This is a genomic window from Microbacterium phosphatis, assembly GCF_049177115.1.
GTDB classification, from domain to species: Bacteria; Actinomycetota; Actinomycetes; order Actinomycetales; family Microbacteriaceae; genus Microbacterium; species Microbacterium phosphatis.
The window spans coordinates 2,429,526-2,452,148 of record NZ_CP185370.1 but is presented as its reverse complement, the minus strand read 5'-3'; the positions used below and the strand labels follow the sequence as shown (position 1 = coordinate 2,452,148).

The window sequence follows — 22,623 nt, the reverse complement described above, 5'->3', positions numbered from 1 at the left end:
TGTGCTATTGATTTCGGAACACATCCATAGTGTTTCGGCGGTCATAGCGAGAGGGAAACGCCCGGTCACATTCCGAACCCGGAAGCTAAGCCTCTCAGCGCCGATGGTACTGCAGGGGGGACCCTGTGGGAGAGTAGGACACCGCCGGACTTCTTTTAACAGAAAGGCCACCCAACGCTGGGTGGCCTTTTTGCATTTCCCGGGTGGCTTCTTCGCCCCGCGTGACAAGATGGCACGCATGGGGACCCCGATCGAGCTGCTGTCCGCCGCGGATCAGGATCGCCTGCGCGCGCTGCGCCGGATGAAGGCCGTCGCGCTCGGCGCCCTGGTGTTCATGGCGGTCGTCTTCGCCGTCGGCTTTGTGCTGCAGCGCGACATCGACGCCTTCGCCTATGTGCGCGCCGCGGGGGAGGGCGGCATGGTGGGCGCCCTGGCCGACTGGTTCGCCGTCACGGCCCTGTTCCGCCGACCGCTGGGGCTGCCGATCCCGCACACGGCGATCATCCCGAACCGCAAGGACGAGATCGGCCAGAATCTGGGCGAGTTCGTCGAGACGAACTTCCTCGAGGGCGGCGTCGTCCGCACCAAGCTCGCGTCCACCCCGATCGCCTCGCGCCTCGGCTCGTGGCTGCGTCAGCCCGAGCACGCCGAGCGCGTCGCGTCCGAGGGCGCGGCGATCGCGCAGGGCGTGCTGAACGCGCTCAGCGACGACGACGTGCAGGAGGTCATCGAGTCTCTCGCGCGGCAGCATCTCATCGAGCCCGGCTGGGGCGATCCCCTCGGCGGTTGGCTGGAGCGCGTGATCGACACCGGGGCGCATCACGGCGCCGTGGATCTCGCCGCCGAGACGGTCGAGACCTGGCTCGTCTCCAACCCCGAGTCGTTCACCGGCCTGGTGTCTCGGCGCCTGCCGTCGTGGGTGCCGTCGCTGGCGCACAAGCTCATCGACCACACCGTGTACAACGAGGCGGTGGCGCTGGTGGGCGCCGTGCGCGCCGATCCCGATCATCCGGCACGCCAGGCGATCGACGACTATCTCGGCCGGCTCGCGCAGAACCTGCAGCACGACGAGGCCACGAGGGAGCGCCTGGAGCAGGCCAAGTCGACGCTGTTCGACAGCCCGGGGATCCGACGTCTGGCCGCCGAGGCCTGGGGCGCGGCGAAGCAGGGGCTGCTGCGCGAGCTGGAGAAGCCGGACAGCGCGCTGCGCGGCCGGATCCGGGACGCGCTCGTCGAGATCGGCGCGCGCCTCGAGGACGAGGAGTCGCTGCGGAGCCGCGTCGACACCTGGGTCACCGACGCGGCGGTGTTCCTCGTCGACCGGTACCGGCACGACATCGCCTCGCTCATCACGGACACCGTCGAGCGGTGGGATCCGCAGGAGACGACCGAGAAGATCGAGCTGATGGTCGGACGCGACCTGCAGTACATCCGCCTGAACGGCACCGTGGTCGGCGCGCTGGCGGGGCTGGCGATCTTCACGATCGCGCACGCCCTGCTCGGCTGAGCGCGCTCATACCGGGAGGGGGTATCCTCGCGGTGTGATCGAAGACATCCAGAAGCGCGCCCTGCACCGCACCCGCATCCTCGAGGGCCAGTTGCGCGGCGTCGGTCGGATGATCGAGAACGAGGACTACTGCATGGACATCATCACGCAGTCGCGCGCGATCCAGCGATCGCTCGAGTCGCTCAACCGGCTGCTGCTCGAGAACCACCTGCGCACGCACGTCACCGAGATGTTCGAGAACGGCGGCGACCACCGCGAGCAGGCGGTCGACGAGCTGCTCAAGGCGTTCGACTTCGACGGCCGCTAGGCCTCGAGGGGCCCGAGCCACGCCGCCGCGGCCGTCGCGTGGGCGGATTCGGGATCGGACGGGTGGAACGCCCCGGCGAGCACGTCACGGTACAGGCGCGAGAGCTCGTTCGCGGCGAAGTACGACGAGCCCCCGGCGGCGAGCATCGCCTCGTCGACGACGCGCTTGGCGGTGCCCGTCGCACGGTGCTTGACGCCAGACAGCAGCGAGAACCAGCGAGCGCCGTGATCGGTCTGCTCGTCGACGTCACGGCAGAGCGCGGCGATCTGAGGGGGCAGGGCGTCGTACGCGAGGGCCATCTCGGCGATGCGCCAGCGGATGTCCGGATCCTGGCTGTAGGCGCGTTCCGTCTTCTTGGACCTGCGCTTCTGCGCCGTGGCGACCGCCAGCTCCAGCGCTCGGCGCGCGATGCCCGTGTAGACGGACGCCAGGAGCAGTTCGAAGACGCTGAAGATGCCGAAGACGATCGGATCCGGGGTGGGCCCGGGGGCCACGCGTCGGACGACCCGATCGGCCGGGGCGACGGCGCCGTGCAGCTCGGTGGTGCGGCTCTGTGTGCCACGCATGCCGAGCGTGTTCCAGTCGTCGCGGGTGACGACGCGCTCGTCCCGCTCGACGAAGGCGTAGACCATCTGCGGCGCGTCGGGGGAGGACGTGTCGAGGCCGTGCAGGCCGAGCCGCGTCCACACCGGCCCGAGCGACGTGAAGATCTTCGTGCCGGTGAACGCGTACGCGCCGTCCGGCAGCGGCGCGGCCTCCGTGTCGCTGCCGAACAGGACGAGGTCGTTGCCGGCCTCGCTGATCCCGAACGCGAAGACCTCGCCTGCGGCGGCGTCCTCCTGCACGAAGCGCAGGTCGTCGATGCCGCGATCCTGCATCACCTTGGCCACGCCGGTCCAGACGAGGTGCATGTTGATCGCGAGCGCCGTGGCGGGAGCCGCCTCGGCGAGCCGCTGCTGCAGGAGGGACACGTCGGCGAGCGACAGGCCGAGTCCACCCCGGTCCTCCGGCACGAGGGCGCCGAGGTAGCCGGCCGCGCGGAGATCGGCGAGGTCCTCCTCCGGGAACACATTGCGCGCGTCGACGTCGGCGGCTCGCGAGCGGATGCGTTCGATCAGCTCGTCGGAGAGCACGGTGCGCGGATCGATGCTCATGCGATCACCTCCAGGAAGCGGGCGACGGTCTGCTCGGGCTTGTCGCGATGCGGGGAGTGCCCGGCGCTGCGGATCACCGACATCGCGATCGCGGGATTGCGCAGCACCTCGTCGGCGAGGTCGCCGGTGAAGAGACTGTAGACCTCGGGGTCGGCGCCCAGGACATGCGTGGGCACGGTGAGGGAGGCCGCGGCCTCGCGGACGTCCCACGGGTCGTTCTGGATGCTCGTCTGCTCGACCGCCCAGCGGCTCGCGCGCGCGACGGCGTCGACCTTCAGCTCGAGGTCGTGCGGGTGCCAGTGCGGGTGCTCCTCGCGGACGGCCTCGATCCGGTTGTCGGCGAAGGCGCGCTCCTGGCTGCGGCGGACGATCCCCGCATCGCGGTCGTCGACGACGATGGCGGGATCGACGAGCACGACCCGATGCGTCCACCCGGGGTCGGCGGCGGCGGCGAGCGTGGTCGCCGCACCCCCGAGCGAGTGCCCGACGACGAGATCCCACGCGCCGCTGTCGACGGGACGCACCCCGGCGACATCGGCCGCGTAGGCGGCGAGGCGGTAGTCCAGCGCGCGCGGCGCGTCGCCGTGGCCTCGGAGGTCGATCGCCGTCGCGCTCCAGCCCGCGTCGGCGAGGGCGACGCCGAAGCGCCACATCAGGGCCCCGGACGATCCGAGGCCGTGCACCAGCAGCGCGCGGCGCGACGAGGACGGGTCGCCCCAGTGGAGCCGGGGCAGGGTGACGGGCGCGGGCGTGGGGGTCATGGCACCAGGGTATTGCGCGCGGATCGCGCGATGTCCGCCGGCCGACGACCGGATCCGGTCAGGTGATGATCGGCAGCTGCTCGGTGTCGGGGATCGGCGACGCGTCGCGGTGACGGAGGTCCGGGAACCCGCGGTGGAAGATCACCGCGATGAGCGTCGCGCCGGTGATCATCGCGATGCTCACGAGGTAGGCGCCGACGGGGCCGTTGTCGTCGATCGCGAAGCCGGCGGCCATCGAGCCGAGCGCCGCGCCGATGAGCTGCCCGGTGTTGATCCAGCCGTAGGCCTCGGCGGTCTCGCTGAACTTCACGCTCGCGGAGGTGCCGGCGAGCATGACCGCCAGCGCGGGGGCGAACCCGAGGCCGGCCACGAACAGGGCGAAGGCGAGCCAGAACGGGTTGGCCACCATCACCAGGGTCAGGGCGCTGCCGAGCACCACGATGCCCAGGCGACGCGCCACCGACCAGGGGCTCATCGGGATGCCGCCGGACCCGAGGCCGCCGGTGAGGCTGCCGAGCGCGTAGGCCGCGAGCACAAGGCCGGACTCCACCCCGCCCTCGCCGAACGTCGCGACGATGCCCGCCTCGACGGCGGCGGTGGATCCGATGAACAGGACGCCCATCGCGGTCGTCAGCAGCACGGTGGGCTTGCGCAGCACCACGCCGAAGCTCGAGCGGCTGCGGGGGATGCGGACGCGGCCGAGCTCGGGGGAGAGGATGAACCACGCGCCGCCGCCGATCGCGACGACCGCGATCACGAGCAGGGCCAGGACCGAGGACACCTGGATCGCCAGGAAGGTGACCAGCACGGGAGCCGCGACCCAGATGAGCTCCTGCAGGGAGGCATCGAGCGAGTAGAGGGCTCCCAGCTGTCGCGAGTTGACCAGCTTGGGGTAGATGGTGCGCACCGCCGACTGCACGGGCGGGGTCGACAGGCCCGCGAGCAGGCCGAGCGCGACGAGCACGGGAACCGGCAGCGGGGTCAGCGCGATGACGGTGATCGCCGCGGCGTAGAGCAGGGTGAGTGCCGTCAGCACCGGGCGCATGCCCCAGCGGCCCATCCACCGGCTGGTGATGGGGCCGGCCACCGCCTGGCCGATCGACATGGCGGCCAGCACGGTTCCGGCGGCGCCATAGGAGTGCGTCAGGTGCTCGACGTGGATGAGGACGCCGAGGCTGATCATGCCGGAGGGGAACCGCGCCATGAGCTGCGCGGCGATGATGCGGGCGACGCCGGGGGTGCGCGCCAGCTCGCGGTAAGAGGCCATCCCTCGAGGCTATCTCGCGGCCCCCGTGACGAGGCTCGGAGCGGGGGGCCCGGATGGGAGGAGCGGGTCGCGACACGCCGGGCTGGTGGGTTCCTGGGGATCGATCCGATGTGGGATGTCGGAGGCCCTCCCTAGCGTTGTCCTTGTGGAGAGAGCGTTCCGGGCGGGCCCCGGATCCGCGATTTCCCGGCCTGGTCTGGCCCTCCTCGCGAGGGCGAGCCTGTGGACGGATCGGTGGATGAACCTGTGGTGCAGCGGTGGATGGCTGTGGATAATTACATCCGTGCAACTACTACCCCTAGTGGTCGACCCGAACGTCGGCACCCATATGTAGTATTGAGATCCCGGCGGAGCTGCGCCGGGTTCAGGCGGTTTTTGAGGGAGAAGCGTTATGGCGATCACTGTCTACACCAAGCCTTCCTGCGTCCAGTGCACGGCCACGTACCGCGCGCTCGACTCCAAGGGCATCGAGTACGAGGTCATCGACCTCTCGCAGGACGAGGCCGCTCTCGAGCAGGTCAAGGCCCTGGGCTACATGCAGGCGCCGGTCGTTGTGACCGACGAGGACCACTGGTCGGGCTTCCGTCCCGACATGATCGACGAGCTCGCCACGCGCCTCGCCTGATCGGCCGCTCTGCCGATCGCGACAATGCGCCGGCGGAGCCGGTCAAGCGGAATGTGAGGAGAGATGACCCCGTCAGTCACCGCGACTGAGGTGCCGCTCCTCGTCTACTTCTCGAGCGTGTCGGGCAACACCGCGCGTTTCATCGAGAAGCTCGGGATGCGGGCCGAGCGGATCCCCCTCCACCGCGCAGACGGCGAACTCGTCGTCCACGAACCCTACGTGCTCGTCACCCCCACCTACGGCGGGGGTGACGGCAACGGGGCGGTCCCCAAGCAGGTCATCCGGTTCCTCAACGACGAGCAGAACCGGGGCCTGATCCGCGGAGTGATCTCCGCGGGAAACACGAACTTCGGCGAGGGCTTCTGCATCGCCGGTGACATCATCAGCCGCAAGTGCCACGTGCCTCACTTGTATCGGCTGGAACTCTTCGGCACACCGGATGACGTCGAGCGCGTCAGCGACGGATTGGAACGATGGTGGAAGCAGCAGCACTGACCACGGATGTCGACTTCAAGCACAACGCGAAGTTCGAGGGCATGGACTACCACGCCCTCAACGCGATGCTGAATCTGTACGACGAGAACGGGCAGATCCAGTTCGGCGCCGACAAGCGCGCCGCGCGGGAGTACTTCCTGCAGCACGTCAACCAGAACACGGTCTTCTTCCACTCGCTGCGCGAGCGCCTCGACTACCTCGTCGAGAAGGAGTACTACGAGGGCGCCGTCATCGAGCGCTACCCGTTCGAGTTCATCGAGCGCCTGAACGACTTCGCCTACGGCAAGAAGTTCCGCTTCGAGACCTTCCTCGGCGCGTTCAAGTACTACACGAGCTACACGCTCAAGACCTTCGACGGGAAGCGCTACCTCGAGCGCTTCGAGGACCGCGTCGTCATGACGGCCCTCGCGCTCGCCGACGGCGACCAGGACCTCGCGTGGAACCTGGTCGACGAGATCATCTCGGGCCGCTTCCAGCCTGCGACCCCCACCTTCCTCAACGCAGGCAAGGCGCAGCGCGGCGAGCTCGTCAGCTGCTTCCTGCTGCGCATCGAGGACAACATGGAGTCGATCTCGCGCGGCATCAACTCGTCGCTGCAGCTGTCGAAGCGCGGCGGCGGCGTGGCGCTGCTGCTCTCGAACATCCGCGAGGCCGGCGCCCCGATCAAGCAGATCGAGAACCAATCCAGCGGCATCATCCCCGTCATGAAGCTTCTCGAAGACAGCTTCAGCTACGCCAACCAGCTGGGCGCGCGCCAGGGCGCCGGTGCGGTGTACCTCTCGGCGCACCACCCGGACATCATGAAGTTCCTCGACACCAAGCGCGAGAACGCCGACGAGAAGATCCGCATCAAGACGCTGTCGCTCGGCGTCGTCGTGCCGGACATCACGTTCGAGCTCGCCAAGAACGACGAGGACATGTACCTCTTCTCGCCCTACGACGTCGAGCGCGTCTACGGCGTGCCCTTCGGCGACATCTCGGTCACCGAGAAGTACCGCGAGATGGTCGACGATCCGCGCATCAAGAAGACCAAGATCAATGCGCGCAAGTTCTTCCAGACGCTCGCCGAGATCCAGTTCGAGTCGGGCTACCCGTACATCATGTTCGAGGACACGGTGAACCGGGAGAACCCGATCAAGGGCCGGATCAACATGTCCAACCTGTGCAGCGAGATCCTGCAGGTGAACACGCCGACGACGCTGAACGAGGACCTCTCGTACGACCAGATCGGCAAGGACATCTCCTGCAACCTGGGCTCGCTGAACATCGCGCTCGCGATGGACTCGCCGAACCTGGGCCAGACCGTCGAGACGTCGATCCGCGCCCTCACCGCGGTCAGCGACCAGAGCCACATCCGCTCGGTCCGCTCGATCGAGGACGGCAACGACAAGTCGCACGCCATCGGCCTCGGCCAGATGAACCTGCACGGCTACCTCGCCCGCGAGCGCGTCTTCTACGGCTCGGAGGAGGGTGTCGACTTCACGAACATCTACTTCTACACGGTGCTGTTCCACGCCCTGCGCGCGTCGAACCAGATCTCGATCGAGCGCGGTCAGGTCTTCGACGGGTTCTGGGACTCGACCTACGCGTCGGGCACGTTCTTCGATAAGTACACCGAGCAGGCATGGGTGCCGGCCACCGAGAAGGTCGCCGCGCTGTTCGAGGGCCACCACATCCCGACGCAGGACGACTGGCGCGAGCTGAAGGCCTCGATCCAGAAGCACGGCATCTACAACCAGAACCTGCAGGCCGTGCCGCCGACCGGTTCGATCTCGTACATCAACAACTCGACCTCGTCGATCCACCCGATCGCGTCGAAGATCGAGATCCGCAAGGAAGGCAAGCTGGGCCGCGTCTACTACCCGGCGCCGTTCATGACGAACGACAACCTGGACTACTACCAGGACGCCTACGAGATCGGCTACGAGAAGGTCATCGACACCTACGCCGCGGCCACGCAGCACGTCGACCAGGGCCTCTCGCTGACGCTGTTCTTCAAGGACACCGCGACCACCCGCGACATCAACAAGGCGCAGATCTACGCGTGGAAGAAGGGGATCAAGACGATCTACTACATCCGCCTGCGCCAGATGGCCCTCGAGGGCACCGACATCGACCAGTGCGTCAGCTGCACGCTCTGACCCTCCGGAGAGAGAACGAGAGATGACCGAAGCAGTCAAGCTTCTGAACCACGTCCAGGCGATCAACTGGAACAAGATCCAGGATGACAAGGACGTCGAGGTCTGGAACCGCCTCGTCAACAACTTCTGGCTGCCCGAGAAGGTGCCGCTGTCGAACGACATCCAGTCGTGGAACACGCTGACCCCGGACGAGCAGCAGCTCACGATGCGCGTGTTCACGGGCCTCACCCTGCTCGACACGATCCAGGGCACGGTCGGCGCGGTGTCGCTGATCCCGGACGCGATCACCCCTCACGAGGAGGCGGTGTACACGAACATCGCGTTCATGGAGTCGGTGCACGCGAAGAGCTACTCGTCGGTGTTCTCGACGCTGTGCTCGACGCAGGAGATCGACGAGGCCTTCCGCTGGTCGATCGAGAACCCGAACCTGCAGAAGAAGGCTCAGATCGTCATGGAGTACTACCGTGGCGACGACCCGCTCAAGCGCAAGGTGGCCTCGACGCTGCTCGAGAGCTTCCTGTTCTACTCGGGCTTCTACCTGCCCCTGCACTGGTCGAGCCGCGCCAAGCTCACCAACACGGCCGACCTGATCCGCCTCATCATCCGCGACGAGGCCGTGCACGGGTACTACATCGGCTACAAGTTCCAGAAGGGTCTCGAGCAGGCAGACCAGGCCCGCAAGGACGAGATCAAGGACTACACGTTCTCGCTGCTCTACGAGCTCTACGAGAACGAGATCCAGTACACGCAGGACCTCTACGACCAGGTCGGTCTCACCGAGGACGTCAAGAAGTTCCTGCACTACAACGCCAACAAGGCCCTGATGAACCTGGGCTACGAGGCGATGTTCCCCGCGTCGGTCACGAACGTGAACCCGACGATCATCTCGTCGCTCTCGCCCAACTCGGACGAGAACCACGACTTCTTCTCGGGGTCGGGCTCGTCGTACGTCATCGGCAAGCACGAGGCCACGGACGACGACGACTGGGACTTCTGAGTCTCGTCTCCCCGAACGCCCTTCCGCACACGCGGGAGGGCGTTCGCCGTGTGAGGGGGCGACCGCCCGCGCGTGTGGGGTGCGGGAAGCGCGCTGTCAACCGCCTGGGGCCCGGCGCCTCGGCTGTCTAGCGTGGAGAGCCCGACGACATCCAGGAGGACGACATGGACAACCTGCCGCACGCATCCGAGGACGACATGGCGACGATCGCGAAGATCGTCAAGGCCGCGAAGGTCGGTCTGCTCACGACGGTGAGCCCCGAGGGAGCCCTGCACGCGAGGCCGCTGGTGGCCCAGGACGTCGAGTTCGACGGCGATCTGTGGTTCTTCGTGCAGGACGACAGCCCGAAGGTGCGGGACATCGCCACCCACCCCTCGGTGAACGTGGCCTTCGAGAGCGGCAAGGGGTACCTGTCGATCGCCGGCACGGCCGAGCTCGTCCGCGACCCGGTGAAGATCGACGAGTACTGGTCGCCCTCGGTCGAGGCCTGGTTCCCGGAGGGCCGCGAGGACCCGACGCTCGCGCTGCTGCGCGTGGAGGCCGACACGGCCGAGTTCTGGGCCAGCGACGAGCCGGGCATCGTCTCGGCGATCAAGATCGCGAAGTCGATGGTCACGCACACCCAGCCGGACGTCGGCGACAACCGCACCGTCGAGCTCTGACCAGGCACTGAGCCGCGCCGAGCCGGCTCTGCACGAGAGAGGGCCCTCCCCGATGGGGAGGGCCCTCTCTCGTACGCGGGAGTGCGTCAGCCGCGCCGGCGCACCATGCGCCAGAGGTTCCCGCCCTCGACGCGCGTGACGACGATCTCGTCGAGGATCGCGCCGGCGAGCGCCAGCCCGCGGCCGCTCTCGGCGTCCGCGCCGGGCATCTGGCGCCCGAAGTCGACGTCCGCCTCCTGGCCGGAGTCGCGCAGCTCGGCGCGCAGCGCCTCGTCGTCCACCTGCAGGGTGAAGTGCCAGCTGACCTCGCCCTCGGGGCGCCCGTGCTCGACCACGTTCGTGGCGATCTCGATGACCGCGGTCTCGAAGAGCATCAGGTCGGTGGCGGCGATGTCGGGGTGCTCGGTCCCTGCCCGGTCGAGGAGCTCATGCAGGCGCGCGATCTCGGCCGGGACCGCCAGGCCCCCGACCTCGTAGCGCGACTCACCAGCCATGCGAGGCCTCGTCGACCGACGCGTACGGCGTCAGGATCCTGTCGAGGTTGGTGAGGGCGAGCACCGCCCGCACCTGCTCGCTGGGCGCCGCGAGACGCAGGTCGCCGCCCGCCTGCCGGGCGGTCTTGAGGCCGCCGATCAGCGCGCCCAACCCCGACGAGTCGATGAAGTCGACGGTGGTGAGATCGACCACCAGGCAGACGCTGCCGCCGCTCACGAGCTCATCGATGCGCGCCTTGAGGGATCCGGCGCTGACGAGATTCAGCCGCCCCTCGAGAACGAGGACGGTGACGTCCCCTCGGACTCTCTCCTCGATGTCCATGTGTCATCGCTCCTTGTCATTTCGAAGGGTGTCGTCCGAAACGGCGTCGTTCGGAAGGGCCACGGCCTCTGGGCCACGATAGAGCGCCGCGCGCACGATCACGCTCAGCACCACGACGTCGTACAGCGCCCAGACCGAGTTGATCACCACGCCGATGGGCGTGAGGGGGCCGACCGGGGCCGTCTGGCCCGGCGCGAGCAGCAGCACGATGCCCACGGGAACCGCCACGATCAGCGCCCCCATGAAGGCCAGCTGCGGCCAGATCAGGCCGGCCGGGAAGCGCGTGCGACCGGAAGCGCCGCTCTTGTCGGTCACGGCGAATCCCAGGGGGCGCCCGAACCAGACGTTGGCCGCCGCGGTCGTGAGCGCCTTGATCCAGATCGGGAACAGCGCCAGCGTGTACTGCTGGCCCCGCCAGGTCTTCACCCCGTAGCCGACGACGGCGAACAGCGCCTGATTGAGGAGGAAGTAGGGGAGGAAGAACGCCAGGAACGTCGACCCCCAGGCCTCCACGGGCGTGGCACCCGAGGTCAGATACAGGATCGGCGCGGCGAGGAACGCCAGCGCGGCGAACCCGGTGAGGTAGCTCCACATGGTCGCGAAGTAGCTCAGGCGCTGGCCGATGGCGAGCCCGGGCTGCGTCAGGGGGTTCAGCCGCAGCAGCACCTGCATCGTGCCCTGAGCCCAGCGCAGGCGCTGGGTGAGCATGGTGGGGAGGTCCTCGGGCGCCAGGCCGGTCGCGAGGATCTCGTGGTGGTAGACCGACTTCCAGCCGTGGCTGTGCAGCAGCATGCAGGTCTCCATGTCCTCCGTCACCGAGAGGGAGGACACGGGCATCACGGGGAGCGCCTCGTCGGAGCGGTCGACGTCGACCGCGTGGATCAACGCCGACACGCGCTCGATCGCGGTGAGGGGCGACCACTCGCGTTCGGCGAGGCGCACCACCGCGCCCTCGTCGAACGGGTTCGCGGCGTCATCCGGCAGGGCCCCGAGCTCGCGCAGGTCGCGGCGGATGCTCTCGAGATCGTTGGACACCAGCGCACGGCTGGCGGCGTCGACCGTGCGCTGGAAGTCCCAGGTCACCGACTGCACGGGTTCGCCGGCCCCGATCCGTGCGAGGGCGGTGTCGGCGGCGGCGCGCAGGCCGTGCACGGCCTCACGGGCCGCGTGCGCCCCCTCCTGCCTGGCGAGCTGCCGTTCGGCGTCCGCGAGCACGCGGCGGGAGGCGGTGAGCGCCGATCGTGCCGATCGCTCGGTCTGGCGCACGTAGCCGGCGATCCCGAGCCGCATCAGCGCCTCGCGGCGGAGCATCGCGTTCGAGCCGCAGAAGAAGGCCGCGTTCCACCCGTCCTTGCCCTGCTGCACGGGCCCGTAGAACAGCGGAGCCTGGCTGCCGAGCGGATCGGAGTCCTCGACGTTCGAGAACCACTGCGGCGACTGCACGAGGGCCACCTGGGCATCCTCGAACCAGCCGAGCATGCGCGAGACGATCTGCGGCTGGGGGATCTGATCGGCGTCGAGGATCAGCAGGAACTCGCCGCTGGTCTGGAACAGCGCGTTGTTGAGGTTGCCGGCCTTGGCGTGGCGCGATTTGCCCGTCCAGTCGGCGGAGCGGGTGAGGTATCCGACGCCGAGCTCCTCGGCGATCTCGCGCATCTCGGGACGCGCGCCGTCATCGAGGATCCAGGTCAGGTGCGGCCAGTCGATCGCCTTGGCCGCCCGCGCGGTGATCGCGACGAGCTCGACCGGCTCGTTGTAGGTCGTGATGAAGACATCCACCGTCGCGTCGCGCGGCGGGGCGGGGGCCGCCCCGCGCACCTTCATCCGCCAGATGGTCACAGCGAACAGCGCCCCGTCGATCAGCGCGTAGGTCTCGGCGATGACGAGCGGCACCGCGATCCACCAGTGGGCGAGGTTGAGGGACCAGCCCCACCGCCAGACGAGGTACGCGGTGCCCGTGAGGATCGTAAGGACCGCGATGACGCGGATCGCGACAAGGCGTCCGCGGCCCGTCGAGGGCGTCGGGTCCGGGATGCTGGTCACGGGCCACACCCTACGAGCCGAAGGCGAGCCCTGTCAGCCCTGCCCCGCTGGGCTTGGCGTGGCGGCGGGGACTCTCCTAGGATCGGCTGAACTGTGCTCGCGGCGCGCGATGGCCGAGGGGGAGGAGCCGGATGACGACGACGGACACGGCGACGACCCTCGAGGTCGTGCGTCGGCGCGCGTTCTCGGCCGGTGTGCCGATCGTGGTGGGCTTCGCCGTGGCGTACGTCGTTGTGTCGTTCCTCAGCCGCCTGGCGATCGTCCCGGGGTCCAACGTCAGCATGGTGTGGCCCGGCGCGGGTGTGGCCGCCATGTGGGTGCTCGCCCGAGCAGGGGCTCCGGCACGCTGGGTGACCTATGTGCTGATCTCACTGCTGACGATGCTCGTGGTGTTCCTGACGGGCGGCACGCCGGTCGGAACCGTCATGAGCGGCATCGCGAACGCCGCCCAGGCCGCGGTGTTCGCGGGGATCATGCGTCTGAAGTGCCCCGAGATCTGGTTCTCGGGCGGGACGCGGGCGCTCGAGCGCTCGAACCTGTGGTGGTTCGCGCTCGCCGCGTTCACGGCGCCGGCGGTCACCTCTCCGCTCGTGCAGGTCGAGTCGTTCACCCGCGGCGACGGCTGGGACTGGGCGCTGATGGCGATGTGGATCGCCCGCAACACGGGCAGCATCATGGTGCTCCTGCCGTTCGCGCTGGTGATCGGCGGCTGGCTGCTGCGGCGGAAGACGGGGACCGCGCGTCGTCGGTTCGCCGACCTCGGCTGGTCGGTGCGCTCCACGCCTACCGAGTGGATCACGGTGCTTGTGCTCTCGCCGATCGTGCACATCCTCTGGTTCCTCGTCATCACCGACACCGCGGTCGTCTTCCCCCTCATCGCGCTGGCGTGCTGGGCGGGGACGCGGCTGCCGACCGGCCTCGCGTCGTTGCACGCAGGGATGGTCTCCTGCTGGGTCCTGGCGATGACCTCGTGGGGGCTCGGGCCGTTCGAGGAGTCGGGTTCGCCGCTGCTGCAGGTGACGATCGCCCAGCTCTACACGATCATCGTGTGCCTGATCGGCCTCGCGCTCGCCCTGGATCGCGACGCTCGTGCGCTGCTCTCGGGGGATCTGCGCCTGGCCCGTGACGATGCCCGAGCCGAGGCCGCGCGACTCGAGACCATCATCGAGAGCGTCCAGGACGGCATCCGCGTCGTCGACCGTGACGGCAACCTGGTGGTGCGGAACCCGGCCGCCGCGCGACTACTGCTGGGCACCACCGGATACGAGGGCATCCACCTGCGCGAGCCGATCCCCGGCTCGGAGATGCGCGTGACCATGCGCACGCTCGACGGAGAGCCCGTGCCGGCGGAGCGACTGCCGTACCGGCGGGCGCTGGCGGGCGAGGAGGTGCGCGACCTCGATCTGTTCGTCCGCTCCGGCGCCGGCGAGGAGAGGATCCTGTCGTTCACCACGAGCCGCCTGCCGGAGTCGGCGGGCGCCGGTGTCGTCACCGTCATGCGCGACGTGACCGCCGAGCGCGAGGAGCTGCGCCGCGCCGCACGCGTGCAGGCGGGCCTGCTGCCGCAGACGCTGCCGGATCTGCCGGGCTGGGATCTCGCCGCGCGGTTCCGCCCGGCGGGCTCGGTCGGCGGCGACTTCTACGACTGGGAGGAGCTGCCCGGCGGCGTCGTCTTGACGCTCGCCGACGTGATGGGCAAGGGCGCGGGGGCGGCGATCCTCGCCGCGACGACCCGCTCGCTGCTGCGCGCGCACGGCGGCCACGGCGATGTCGCGCGGACCCTCGCCGCGACCGACCGCAGCATGGCCACCGACCTCGAGAACGCGGGCGCCTTCGTGACCTGCTTCCGGTCGTCGGTCGACGGCGCCACCGGCGAGATCGAGTACTCCGACGCGGGGCACGGGCTCTCGGTGATCCTGTCTCCCGACTGCGGTTCGCGGCGTCTTGTGGCCAACGGCCTCCCGCTGGGCATCGCGCCCGACGAGCCGCGCTCGACCGGGACGGATCGGATCGCCCCGGGGGAGATGCTCCTCATCGTCAGCGACGGCGTCCTCGACGCGTTCGAGGGCGAGCTGGAGCGCGCCTGGGCCGATCTGCCGTGGGACCTGCGCGCCGGTGACGCCGTCGACGCGATCATGGAGGCCGCGTGCCGCGGCGAGGTCGGCGACGACCTCACCGTGGTGGCGCTACGCCGCCACGCGGTGCTCGACTGACGTACGGGCTCCCGCGGCTCGAGGCCGCGGGAGGAGCCGGCTCAGTCGATGCCGAGCTCGCGGCGCAGCCGAGCGACGTGGCCGGTCGCCTTCACGTTGTACAGCGCGTGCGTGAGCGTGCCCTGCTCGTCCAGGACGAAGGTCGAGCGGATGACGCCCTCGACGACCTTGCCGTAGTTCATCTTCTCGCCCCACGCGCCGTAGGCCCGGTGCACGGCGGCGTCGGGGTCGCTCAGCAGGGCGAAGGGCAGGCCATCGCGCTCGCGGAACTCGGCGAGCTTCGCCGGCTCGTCCCGCGAGATGCCGACGACCGTGTAGCCCGCGCCGGCGAGCGAGCCGATGCTGTCGCGGAAGTCGCACGCCTGCGTGGTGCAGCCGGGGGTCATCGCCGCCGGGTAGAAGTACAGCACGACCTTCCGCCCGCGGAGATCGGCCAGCGCGACGCGCGCGCCGTCCTGATCCTGCAGCGTGAAGTCGGGGGCGGGGGATCCGGGCTCGAGACGGGTCATCGTTCCAGACTAGGCGCCGGCCCCCGGGCCGACAGCCGGATCAGTACCGGATCAGTAGTCGGTGCGGTCCTTGAAGGTGGCGAGCAGGCGCTGCAGCGAGTCGACGCGGGCCGCGGGTGCCGTGCCCGCCGCGACAGCCTCGTTGAGGGCGCAGTCGGGGGCGTCCTCGAGGTGGGTGCAGCCCCGCGGGCACTTCTCGGCGATGGGCTCGAGGTCGCGGTAGGCCTTGAGGATGTTCCCCGGATCGACGTGGCCGAGCCCGAAGGAGCGCACACCCGGGGTGTCGATGACCCAGCCGCTCCCGCCCTGCCCGTGGTACCGCATCGAGACGGTGGACGACGAGGTGTGACGGCCGCGGCCGGTGACCTCGTTGACGTGGCCGGTGGCGCGCAGCGCGGTGGGCACCAGCGCGTTCACGAGGGTCGACTTGCCCACGCCGGAGTGCCCGACGAACACGGTCGAGTGCCCGATCAGCGCCTCGCCGATCGCCTCGAGCGGCATCTCGTCGGTGCCGCTGGTGAAGACCCGGAGGTCGTCGAGGCCGTCGAAGTGCGCCAGGAACTCGGACGGATCGGCGAGGTCCGTCTTGGTCACCACCATAAGAGGCCGCACCCCGGCATCCAGGGCCGCGATCAGATAGCGGTCGACGAGACGCGGGCGCGGCTCGGGGTCGGCCGCCGCGACGACCACAAGCATCTGATCGGCGTTCGCGACGATGACGCGCTCGACCTGGTCGGTGTCGTCCGCGCTGCGGCGCAGCAGCGACGTGCGCGGCTCGATGCCCACGATGCGCGTGAGGGTGCCCTCGTCGCCCGTGGTGTCGCCCACGACACGGGCCTGGTCGCCGGTGACGATCGGCGTCTTGCGCAGCTCGCGGGCCCGGACCCCGGTGAGCGTGCGCTCGTCGGGGGTGTCCTCGCCCGCGAGGATCGAGTACCGGCCGCGGTCGACCCCGAGCACGCGCGCGATGGTGGCGTCGTCGTGGGCGGGCCGCCGCTTCGTGCGCGGGCGGTTCGCCTTGGGATTGGGACGGACCCGCACGCTGCTCTCGTCGAAGGCGAGGTCGTCGTCCTCGTCGTCGTCCGACAGCCAGCTCACGCGGTCACCATCCTCATCGGCCGAGCAGCTCCTCCCAGAGCTGCGTGAACTGGGGGAGCGTCTTGGCCGTTGTGCCGATGTCGTCGATCACCACGCCCGGGACCCGGAGGCCGATGAGCGCGCCCGTGGTCGCCATGCGGTGGTCGTGGTAGGCGTTCCAGGCGCCCCCGCCGAGCGGCTTGCCCGTGACCGCGGGCGGCACGATCCGGATGCCGTCGGGCAGCTCCTCGGCGGTGCCGCCCAGGGCGACGACGTTCGCCGCGAGCGCCGCGATGCGGTCGGTCTCGTGGCCGCGGATGTGCGCGATGCCGTGGAAGGTCGTGGGCGCGTCGGCGAAGACGGCGAGGCCCACCAGCGTGGGGGTGAGCTCGCTGACGGCCGAGAGGTCGAGGTCGACGCCGTGGATGCCTCGGCCCGCGGCCACCGTGAGCGCACCGCCGCGTCGGCTGACGCGCGCGCCCATGAGCTGCAGGATGTCGGCGAGCTGCGCCCCGGGCTGCGTCGAGTGGGGCGGCCAGCCGGCGATCGTGACGGACCCGCCGGTCACCATCGCCGCGGCGAGGAACGGCGAGGCGTTGGACAGGTCGGGCTCGATCGCGATGTCCTTCGCCCGCAGCGGGCTGGACGGCACGATCCACTCGCCCGGAGCGGGCCGCTCGACGTGCACCCCGCGGCGCGCGAGCGCCTCGACGGTCATGTCGATGTGCGGGATGCTCGGCAGGCGATCGCCCGTGTGACGCAGGTGGAGGCCCACGTCGAAGCGCGGCGCCGCGAGCAGCAGGCCCGAGACGAACTGGCTCGACGCCGAGGCGTCGATCGCGATCTCGCCGCCGCGGATCCGGCCGTGGCCCTTCATGGTGAACGGCAGCGACCAGTGGCCGCCGTCGTCGATGTCGACGCCGAGGTCGCGCAGGGCGCGGATCATCTCGGCCATCGGGCGGTGCAGGGCGCTCTCGTGCGCCGTGACCAGCACGTCGCCGTGGGCGAGGCCCGCCAGCGGCGCCAGGAAGCGCATCACGGTGCCGGCCTGGCCGCAGTCGACGGTCACGCCGCCGGTGATCGGCGAGGCGGGGTGCACAAGCAGGTCGGGGCCGAACGGGCTGTCGCCCTCGACCTCCTCGACCTGGACGCCGAGCGCCCGGAGGCCCTCGACCATCCGCCGCGAGTCGTCCGACTGCAGGGGGGCGATCAGCCGGCTCGGCGCCTCGGCCAGGGCCGCGAGGATCAGCTCGCGGTTCGTCAGCGACTTCGATCCGGGGATCGTCAGCGCCGCATCGACAGGGCCGTCCGCGACGGGCGCGGCGTACTCGCCCTGGGGGGCTTCGGGGGAATACACGCGCGATGTCATCGGTTCCAGCCTAGTGAAAGCGAGGACCTCGATGACCGCGACGATTCTGGCGCCTGTCCGGGCACGGCCGACCCCCATGGGGACACAGGCTGCCGTCCTAGACTGGCGTGTGATGGATGACGAGCTGGGGCTGGCGGACACCGACGATCTGTTCACCGACGCGACGCCGATCGGCGGAGCGGTCGAGAGCGGGGCGCCGGTCGCCGCGCGCGACCAGTTCGAGGAGCAGGCCCTGCCGTTCATGGACCAGCTCTACGGCGCGGCGATGCGCATGACGCGCAACCCCAGCGACGCCGCCGACCTGGTGCAGGAGACCTTCGTCAAGGCGTTCGCGTCGTGGGCGTCGTTCACGCAGGGCACCAACCTCAAGGCGTGGCTCTACCGGATCCTCACCAACACCTACATCAACACGTATCGCAAGAAGCAGCGCGAGCCGTACCAGGGCACGATCGACGAGCTCGAGGACTGGCAGCTCGGCGGGGCCGAGTCGACCACCGCGACGAGCAGCCGGTCGGCCGAGGCCGAGGCGATCGACCACATGCCCGCGTCGGTTGTGAAGGACGCGCTGCAGTCGATCCCGGACGACTTCCGGATGGCGGTGTACCTCGCCGATGTCGAGGGCTTCGCCTACCAGGAGATCGCCGACATCATGAAGACGCCGATCGGCACGGTCATGAGCCGCCTTCACCGCGGCCGCCGACTGCTGCGCGATCTGCTCAAGGACTACGCGGCCGAGCGAGGAATCGCCGCCGCCTCGAAGACCGCCGCCCCGGGCCGGCGCGGCGACGGAAGCACGGGGAAATGATGGGAACTGACTGCGGTTGCGAGAAGGCGCGCAACGATCTCGAGGAGTACCTCCGCAACGAGATCTGCCAGACCGAGCACTCGGACATCAAGGAGCACCTCGCCACGTGCGAGTCGTGCCGCGACGAGGCGCTCGTCTCGCGCACGCTGACCGACGTGGTCGCGCGCGCCTGCAAGGAGACGGCGCCCGAGGAGCTCAAGAACCTCGTGATCGCGCGGATCCGGTCGGCGCAGGCGACGCACTGACGACGGCCCCTGCCTGAGCCTCCCCGCGCGGCGCAAGGGGCTGCCGCGGTGTCGGCCGCTCTGACTAGGGTCGATCGCATGGCAGATCTCCCCGACGCCCGCACCCTTCCGCTCGACGAGACCACCCGCGCCGCCCTGGCGGAGCGAGGGCTCGAGTACCGCCTCGTCGAGAACGAGCGCGTGGCGGCGATGGAGGGCTGGGCGTACGCCGTGCACCGCGGCTTCGCCGGGGGCGACCTGTCGCCCGAGGACGCGGCCGACTGGCGCGAGCCCATGGCCTGGCGGCGGGTCACCGGCATCTACGACCCGACCGTCCCGCAGGTCGAGCGTCCCGTCGCGACAGCGAGCTCGTGGGTCGCTCCCATGACCGTGCCCGGCGGCACCCTGCCCTCGTGGTCGATCAGCACGATCACCGTCGCGGGCACCCACCGCCGCCGCGGCATCGCGCGGGCGCTGCTCGAGGCCGAGCTGCGCGACGCGCACGCGGCGGGCGTGCCCGTCGCCGGGCTCACCGCGAGCGAGGCCACCATCTACGGCCGGTACGGTTTCGGCCCCGCCACTCAGATCGCCACGTGGCGGGTCGACACGCGCCGGGTGCGCTGGAACGGCCCGGACGCCCCCGGGCGTGTGCAGTACGTCGACCGCGAGGACGCCGTGCTGCTGATGGGCGAGCTGCATGAGCGCACGCTCGCGGATCGGGTCGGCGAGATCCCCGGGTGGCCGCGCCGGTGGCGCGGGCGCCTCGGGCTGGCCGAGGACAAGAACGACGACGTGCGCGCCGTGCGATACCTCGACGCCGACGGCGCTCCCCGCGGCGTTATGGCCTACCGGATCTCCGGGGACCCGGAGGCGGACGGCGCCGGCGTCCTGACGATCCGCTACCTCGTGGCGGAGGACGACGCGGCGCTCGGCGCCCTCTGGCGCTTCGCGCTCGAGCACGACCTCGTCGCACAGGTGGTCGCGCCGATGCGGCGCGTCGACGAGGCGCTGCCCTGGCTCGTCGACGACCCGCGCGGCGTGAAGCCCTCGATCGCCGATCACGGGTGGCTGCGGATCCTCGACGTCCCGGCCGCGCTCGCGGCGCGCACCTACGCCGCCCCGGCGTCCGTGACGCTGCGGGTGACCGACCCCCTGGGCTACGCCGAGGGGTGCTGGCGCGTCGACATCGCCGATGGGCGGGCCACGGCGACCCCGACCGATGCCGAGGCCGACATCGAGCTGACCGTCGTCGACCTGTCGGCCGCCTATCTCGGGGGCTTCCCGCTGGCCGTGCTGGCCGCCGCCGGCCGCGTGCGCGGTCGCGCCGAGGCGATCGATGCCCTGGGCCTGGCCCTGCGGTCGACGCGCGCGCCGTTCCTCAGCATCGTGTACTGACGCCGGGAGCGAATACCGGGATGGGGGACACCCACCCGTAACCCGGGCCGGGAACGTCGTTCACCGGCCGGGGGGAGGGGCGTTCATCGTGCGTGCGTAGCGTCGGCACGTCTCGTGAGAGACGGCGCCGCACCCGGGCGCATCCGCCCCCGATCGGGGCGTCCCTTTTTCCCGGAGGACCACCATGATCCGTCGTACCCTGCTCGCCGGAGTCGGCCTCGCCGCCGCTTCCGCCCTCGCACTCACCGGCTGCGCGGCCGGCAGCACCGCGCCCGCCGACGGCGCGGAGGCGGCCGTCGACGCGAAGACCGCCACCAGCGCCGAGGCCTTCGGCTCCTTCGAGGCGCTCGAGGAGGCCGCCAAGGCCGAGGGCGCCCTGAACGTCATCGCGCTGCCCCGCGACTGGGCCAACTACGGCGAGATCCTCGACCTGTTCGCCTCGAAGTACCCCGAGATCGCGATCAACGAGCAGTCGCCCGACGTCTCGAGCGCCGAGGAGATCACGGCAGCCGAGACGAACGCCGGCCTCGACACCGCGCCCGACGTCTTCGACCTCGGCCTGACCGTCGCGCTGCAGAACACCGACGCGTTCGCGCCCTACCAGGTGCAGACGTGGGACGAGATCCCCGACGCCCTCAAGGAGCCCTCGGGCCTGTTCGTCGGCGACTACGGCGGGTACATGTCGGTCGGCTACGACTCGTCGAAGTTCGAGGCGCCCGAGGCGCTGGAGGACCTGCTGGGGGCCGAGTACAAGAGCGCCGTCGCGATCAACGGCGACCCGACCCAGGCCGGCGCCGCCTTCGCCGCCGTGGGTCTCGCGAGCATCCAGTCGGGCGGCACGCTCGATGACTTCCAGCCCGGCATCGACTTCTTCTCGGACCTGCAGAAGGCCGGCAACCTGCTCAAGGTCGACGTCACGACGGCCACCGTCACGAGCGGCGAGACCCCCGTCGTCTTCGACTGGGACTACCTGAACGCCGCTCACACCGCCGACAACCCGGACTGGAAGGTCGTCGTCTTCGACGACAAGGGCTACGCCGGCTACTACAACCAGGCCATCAACGCAGACGCGCCCCACCCGGCCGCCGCGCGCCTGTGGCAGGAGTTCCTCTACAGCGACGAGGTCCAGAACCTGTGGCTCAAGGGCGGCGCCCGCCCCGCGCGCATGGACGCGATGACCGAGGCCGGCACGATCGATGCCGACCTGGCCGCGGCCCTGCCGGCCACCCCGGCCGAGACGCTCGTGCCGACCGAGGAGCAGTCGACCGTCGCCGGCGAGCTGCTCGGCGAGAAGTGGGCCGCGGCGGTCCAGTGACCATCGCGCCCCTCACGGCCGCGGGCCCCACCACGGGGTCCGCGGCCGCGGTCTCGCCCGAGGCCGCGCCCCGCGCGTCCTCCCGCGGCGCGGTCGCCTCGGCCCTCGCCTGGATCGGCCTGCTGCCGTTCGCGGCCTACATCCTGCTGTTCCTGGCGCTGCCGACGATCCTCGCCCTCGGGTCGGGCCTGTTCGACGACGCCGGGAACCTCACGACCGAGAACCTCGCCGCGCTCGCCGAGCCGACGATCCTGCTGGTGTTCGGCAACACGGTCTGGCTCTCGCTCGCGACGGCGGTGGCCGGATCCGTCATCGGCGCGCTCGTCTGCTGGGCGATGCTCGGCCTCGCGGATGCCCACCCGATGCGTCGTGTGGTCGACGCGGGCGCGAGTGTGCTCGCGCAGTTCGGCGGCGTGATGCTCGCGTTCGCGTTCATCGCGACCTTCGGCCTGCAGGGCGTCGCGACGCTGCTGCTCAAGGACGCCCTCGGCATCGATCTCTACGCGGACGGACCGTGGATCTACGAGCTCCCCGGGCTGTTCGCGCCCTACATCTACTTCCAGGTGCCGCTGATGGTGATCACGTTCATGCCCGCCCTCGTCGCCCTGAGGCCGCAGTGGGCCGAGGCCAACCTCACCCTCGGCGGCACCCGCGCCGGGTTCTGGGTGCACATCGGGCTCCCGGTACTCGCGCCGGCCTTCCTCGCCAGCCTGCTGCTGCTGTTCGCCAACGCGTTCTCGTCGTACGCCACCGCCGCGGCGCTCGCGAGCCAGGGCGCCCCGATCATCCCGCTGCAGATCCGGGCGGCGCTGACCAGCGAGACCGTCCTCGGCCGCGAGAACCTGGCCGGCGCGCTCGCCCTGGGCATGATCGTGATCGTGGCGCTCGCGATGTGGGCCTACAGCGCCGTGCAGCGCCGCGCCGACCGGTGGCGGCGATGA

Annotated in this window: 22 protein-coding genes and 1 rRNA gene; 14 read left to right on the top strand and 9 right to left on the bottom strand. The window is 70.2% G+C overall.

Annotated elements, in window-relative coordinates; all coding sequences use genetic code 11:
- Positions 1 to 33 precede the first annotated feature (33 nt).
- The 3 genes from rrf to ACOKGD_RS11640 all read left to right on the top strand — a co-directional run bounded on the left by rrf (position 34) and on the right by ACOKGD_RS11640 (position 1,814).
- A 5S ribosomal RNA gene (gene rrf / locus ACOKGD_RS11650) occupies positions 34 to 150 on the top strand.
- Positions 151 to 229: 79 nt separating this feature from the next.
- Positions 230 to 1,507, top strand: a complete 1,278-nt coding sequence (locus tag ACOKGD_RS11645) for a DUF445 domain-containing protein (RefSeq protein ID WP_342337495.1) — start codon at positions 230 to 232, stop codon at positions 1,505 to 1,507.
- Positions 1,508 to 1,541: 34 nt separating this feature from the next.
- Positions 1,542 to 1,814, top strand: coding sequence for a metal-sensitive transcriptional regulator (locus ACOKGD_RS11640; RefSeq protein WP_342337487.1), 273 nt, complete (start codon positions 1,542 to 1,544; stop codon positions 1,812 to 1,814).
- On the opposite strand, the gene ACOKGD_RS11635 is transcribed toward ACOKGD_RS11640, so the two are convergent.
- The 3 genes from ACOKGD_RS11635 to ACOKGD_RS11625 are packed head-to-tail and all read right to left on the bottom strand — an operon-like array spanning position 1,811 to position 4,996.
- Complete coding sequence (locus ACOKGD_RS11635) at positions 1,811 to 2,968, bottom strand: acyl-CoA dehydrogenase family protein (RefSeq protein ID WP_342337486.1); 1,158 nt, start codon at positions 2,966 to 2,968, stop codon at positions 1,811 to 1,813. The genes ACOKGD_RS11640 and ACOKGD_RS11635 overlap by 4 nt on opposite strands.
- Positions 2,965 to 3,729, bottom strand: a complete 765-nt coding sequence (locus tag ACOKGD_RS11630) for an alpha/beta fold hydrolase (protein ID WP_342337485.1) — start codon at positions 3,727 to 3,729, stop codon at positions 2,965 to 2,967. The genes ACOKGD_RS11635 and ACOKGD_RS11630 overlap by 4 nt, the downstream gene beginning before the upstream one ends.
- 58 nt (positions 3,730 to 3,787) lie before the next feature.
- A complete protein-coding gene (locus ACOKGD_RS11625) occupies positions 3,788 to 4,996 on the bottom strand; it encodes an MFS transporter (protein ID WP_342337484.1) in 1,209 nt (402 codons plus the stop codon).
- Positions 4,997 to 5,387: 391 nt separating this feature from the next.
- On the opposite strand from ACOKGD_RS11625, the gene nrdH reads away from it, so the two are divergent.
- From nrdH to ACOKGD_RS11600, 5 genes are all read left to right on the top strand, one after another.
- On the top strand, positions 5,388 to 5,621 hold the full coding sequence (gene nrdH, locus ACOKGD_RS11620) for a glutaredoxin-like protein NrdH (protein WP_342337483.1): 234 nt from the start codon (positions 5,388 to 5,390) through the stop codon (positions 5,619 to 5,621).
- A gap of 63 nt (positions 5,622 to 5,684) precedes the next feature.
- Complete coding sequence (gene nrdI / locus ACOKGD_RS11615) at positions 5,685 to 6,116, top strand: class Ib ribonucleoside-diphosphate reductase assembly flavoprotein NrdI (protein WP_342337482.1); 432 nt, start codon at positions 5,685 to 5,687, stop codon at positions 6,114 to 6,116.
- Complete coding sequence (gene nrdE, locus ACOKGD_RS11610) at positions 6,095 to 8,257, top strand: class 1b ribonucleoside-diphosphate reductase subunit alpha (RefSeq protein ID WP_342337481.1); 2,163 nt, start codon at positions 6,095 to 6,097, stop codon at positions 8,255 to 8,257. Before nrdI ends, nrdE begins: the two co-directional genes overlap by 22 nt.
- Before the next feature lie 22 nt (positions 8,258 to 8,279).
- Complete coding sequence (gene nrdF / locus ACOKGD_RS11605; RefSeq protein ID WP_342337480.1) at positions 8,280 to 9,254, top strand: class 1b ribonucleoside-diphosphate reductase subunit beta; 975 nt, start codon at positions 8,280 to 8,282, stop codon at positions 9,252 to 9,254.
- Positions 9,255 to 9,418: 164 nt separating this feature from the next.
- Positions 9,419 to 9,916 carry a pyridoxamine 5'-phosphate oxidase family protein gene (locus ACOKGD_RS11600; RefSeq protein WP_342337479.1) on the top strand — a complete coding sequence of 166 codons (498 nt, stop codon included), beginning with the start codon at positions 9,419 to 9,421 and terminating at the stop codon, positions 9,914 to 9,916.
- Positions 9,917 to 10,002: 86 nt separating this feature from the next.
- Here the strand turns inward: ACOKGD_RS11600 and ACOKGD_RS11595 are convergent, their stop codons facing one another.
- The 3 genes from ACOKGD_RS11595 to ACOKGD_RS11585 are packed head-to-tail and all read right to left on the bottom strand — an operon-like array spanning position 10,003 to position 12,775.
- Positions 10,003 to 10,410 (bottom strand): ATP-binding protein, encoded by a 408-nt coding sequence (locus ACOKGD_RS11595; RefSeq protein ID WP_342337478.1) that lies wholly within the window; start codon positions 10,408 to 10,410, stop codon positions 10,003 to 10,005.
- Positions 10,400 to 10,732, bottom strand: coding sequence for an STAS domain-containing protein (locus ACOKGD_RS11590; RefSeq protein WP_342337477.1), 333 nt, complete (start codon positions 10,730 to 10,732; stop codon positions 10,400 to 10,402). The genes ACOKGD_RS11595 and ACOKGD_RS11590 overlap by 11 nt, the downstream gene beginning before the upstream one ends.
- Before the next feature lie 3 nt (positions 10,733 to 10,735).
- The gene (locus tag ACOKGD_RS11585) at positions 10,736 to 12,775 is read right to left on the bottom strand and encodes a glycosyltransferase (protein ID WP_342337476.1); all 2,040 of its coding nucleotides are present in this window, start codon (positions 12,773 to 12,775) and stop codon (positions 10,736 to 10,738) included.
- 131 nt (positions 12,776 to 12,906) lie between these two features.
- Here ACOKGD_RS11585 and ACOKGD_RS11580 point away from each other — a divergent pair, with 131 nt between their 5' ends.
- Entirely contained in the window at positions 12,907 to 14,988 is a 2,082-nt protein-coding gene (locus tag ACOKGD_RS11580) for a SpoIIE family protein phosphatase (protein ID WP_342337475.1), read from the top strand.
- Between the two features lie 41 nt (positions 14,989 to 15,029).
- Here ACOKGD_RS11580 and bcp read toward each other — a convergent pair whose 3' ends face one another.
- Genes bcp through aroA form a run of 3 tightly spaced genes read right to left on the bottom strand, consistent with a single transcriptional unit; the run spans position 15,030 to position 17,943 of the window.
- Entirely contained in the window at positions 15,030 to 15,497 is a 468-nt protein-coding gene (gene bcp, locus ACOKGD_RS11575) for a thioredoxin-dependent thiol peroxidase (protein WP_342337474.1), read from the bottom strand.
- Positions 15,498 to 15,548: 51 nt separating this feature from the next.
- A complete protein-coding gene (gene rsgA, locus ACOKGD_RS11570) occupies positions 15,549 to 16,595 on the bottom strand; it encodes a ribosome small subunit-dependent GTPase A (RefSeq protein WP_342337473.1) in 1,047 nt (348 codons plus the stop codon).
- A gap of 13 nt (positions 16,596 to 16,608) precedes the next feature.
- Positions 16,609 to 17,943: a 3-phosphoshikimate 1-carboxyvinyltransferase gene (gene aroA / locus ACOKGD_RS11565; RefSeq protein WP_342337472.1), complete on the bottom strand. Its 1,335-nt coding sequence runs from the start codon at positions 17,941 to 17,943 to the stop codon at positions 16,609 to 16,611.
- Positions 17,944 to 17,974: 31 nt separating this feature from the next.
- On the opposite strand from aroA, the gene ACOKGD_RS11560 reads away from it, so the two are divergent.
- The 5 genes from ACOKGD_RS11560 to ACOKGD_RS11540 all read left to right on the top strand — a co-directional run bounded on the left by ACOKGD_RS11560 (position 17,975) and on the right by ACOKGD_RS11540 (position 22,623).
- Positions 17,975 to 18,748: a sigma-70 family RNA polymerase sigma factor gene (locus tag ACOKGD_RS11560; protein WP_421355046.1), complete on the top strand. Its 774-nt coding sequence runs from the start codon at positions 17,975 to 17,977 to the stop codon at positions 18,746 to 18,748.
- The gene (locus ACOKGD_RS11555) at positions 18,745 to 18,993 is read left to right on the top strand and encodes a zf-HC2 domain-containing protein (RefSeq protein WP_342337470.1); all 249 of its coding nucleotides are present in this window, start codon (positions 18,745 to 18,747) and stop codon (positions 18,991 to 18,993) included. Before ACOKGD_RS11560 ends, ACOKGD_RS11555 begins: the two co-directional genes overlap by 4 nt.
- Before the next feature lie 78 nt (positions 18,994 to 19,071).
- Positions 19,072 to 20,367, top strand: coding sequence for a GNAT family N-acetyltransferase (locus ACOKGD_RS11550; protein ID WP_342337469.1), 1,296 nt, complete (start codon positions 19,072 to 19,074; stop codon positions 20,365 to 20,367).
- A 184-nt stretch (positions 20,368 to 20,551) separates the two neighbouring features.
- Positions 20,552 to 21,682 (top strand): ABC transporter substrate-binding protein, encoded by a 1,131-nt coding sequence (locus tag ACOKGD_RS11545; protein ID WP_342337468.1) that lies wholly within the window; start codon positions 20,552 to 20,554, stop codon positions 21,680 to 21,682.
- Positions 21,679 to 22,623 (top strand): ABC transporter permease, encoded by a 945-nt coding sequence (locus ACOKGD_RS11540; RefSeq protein ID WP_342337467.1) that lies wholly within the window; start codon positions 21,679 to 21,681, stop codon positions 22,621 to 22,623. The genes ACOKGD_RS11545 and ACOKGD_RS11540 overlap by 4 nt, the downstream gene beginning before the upstream one ends.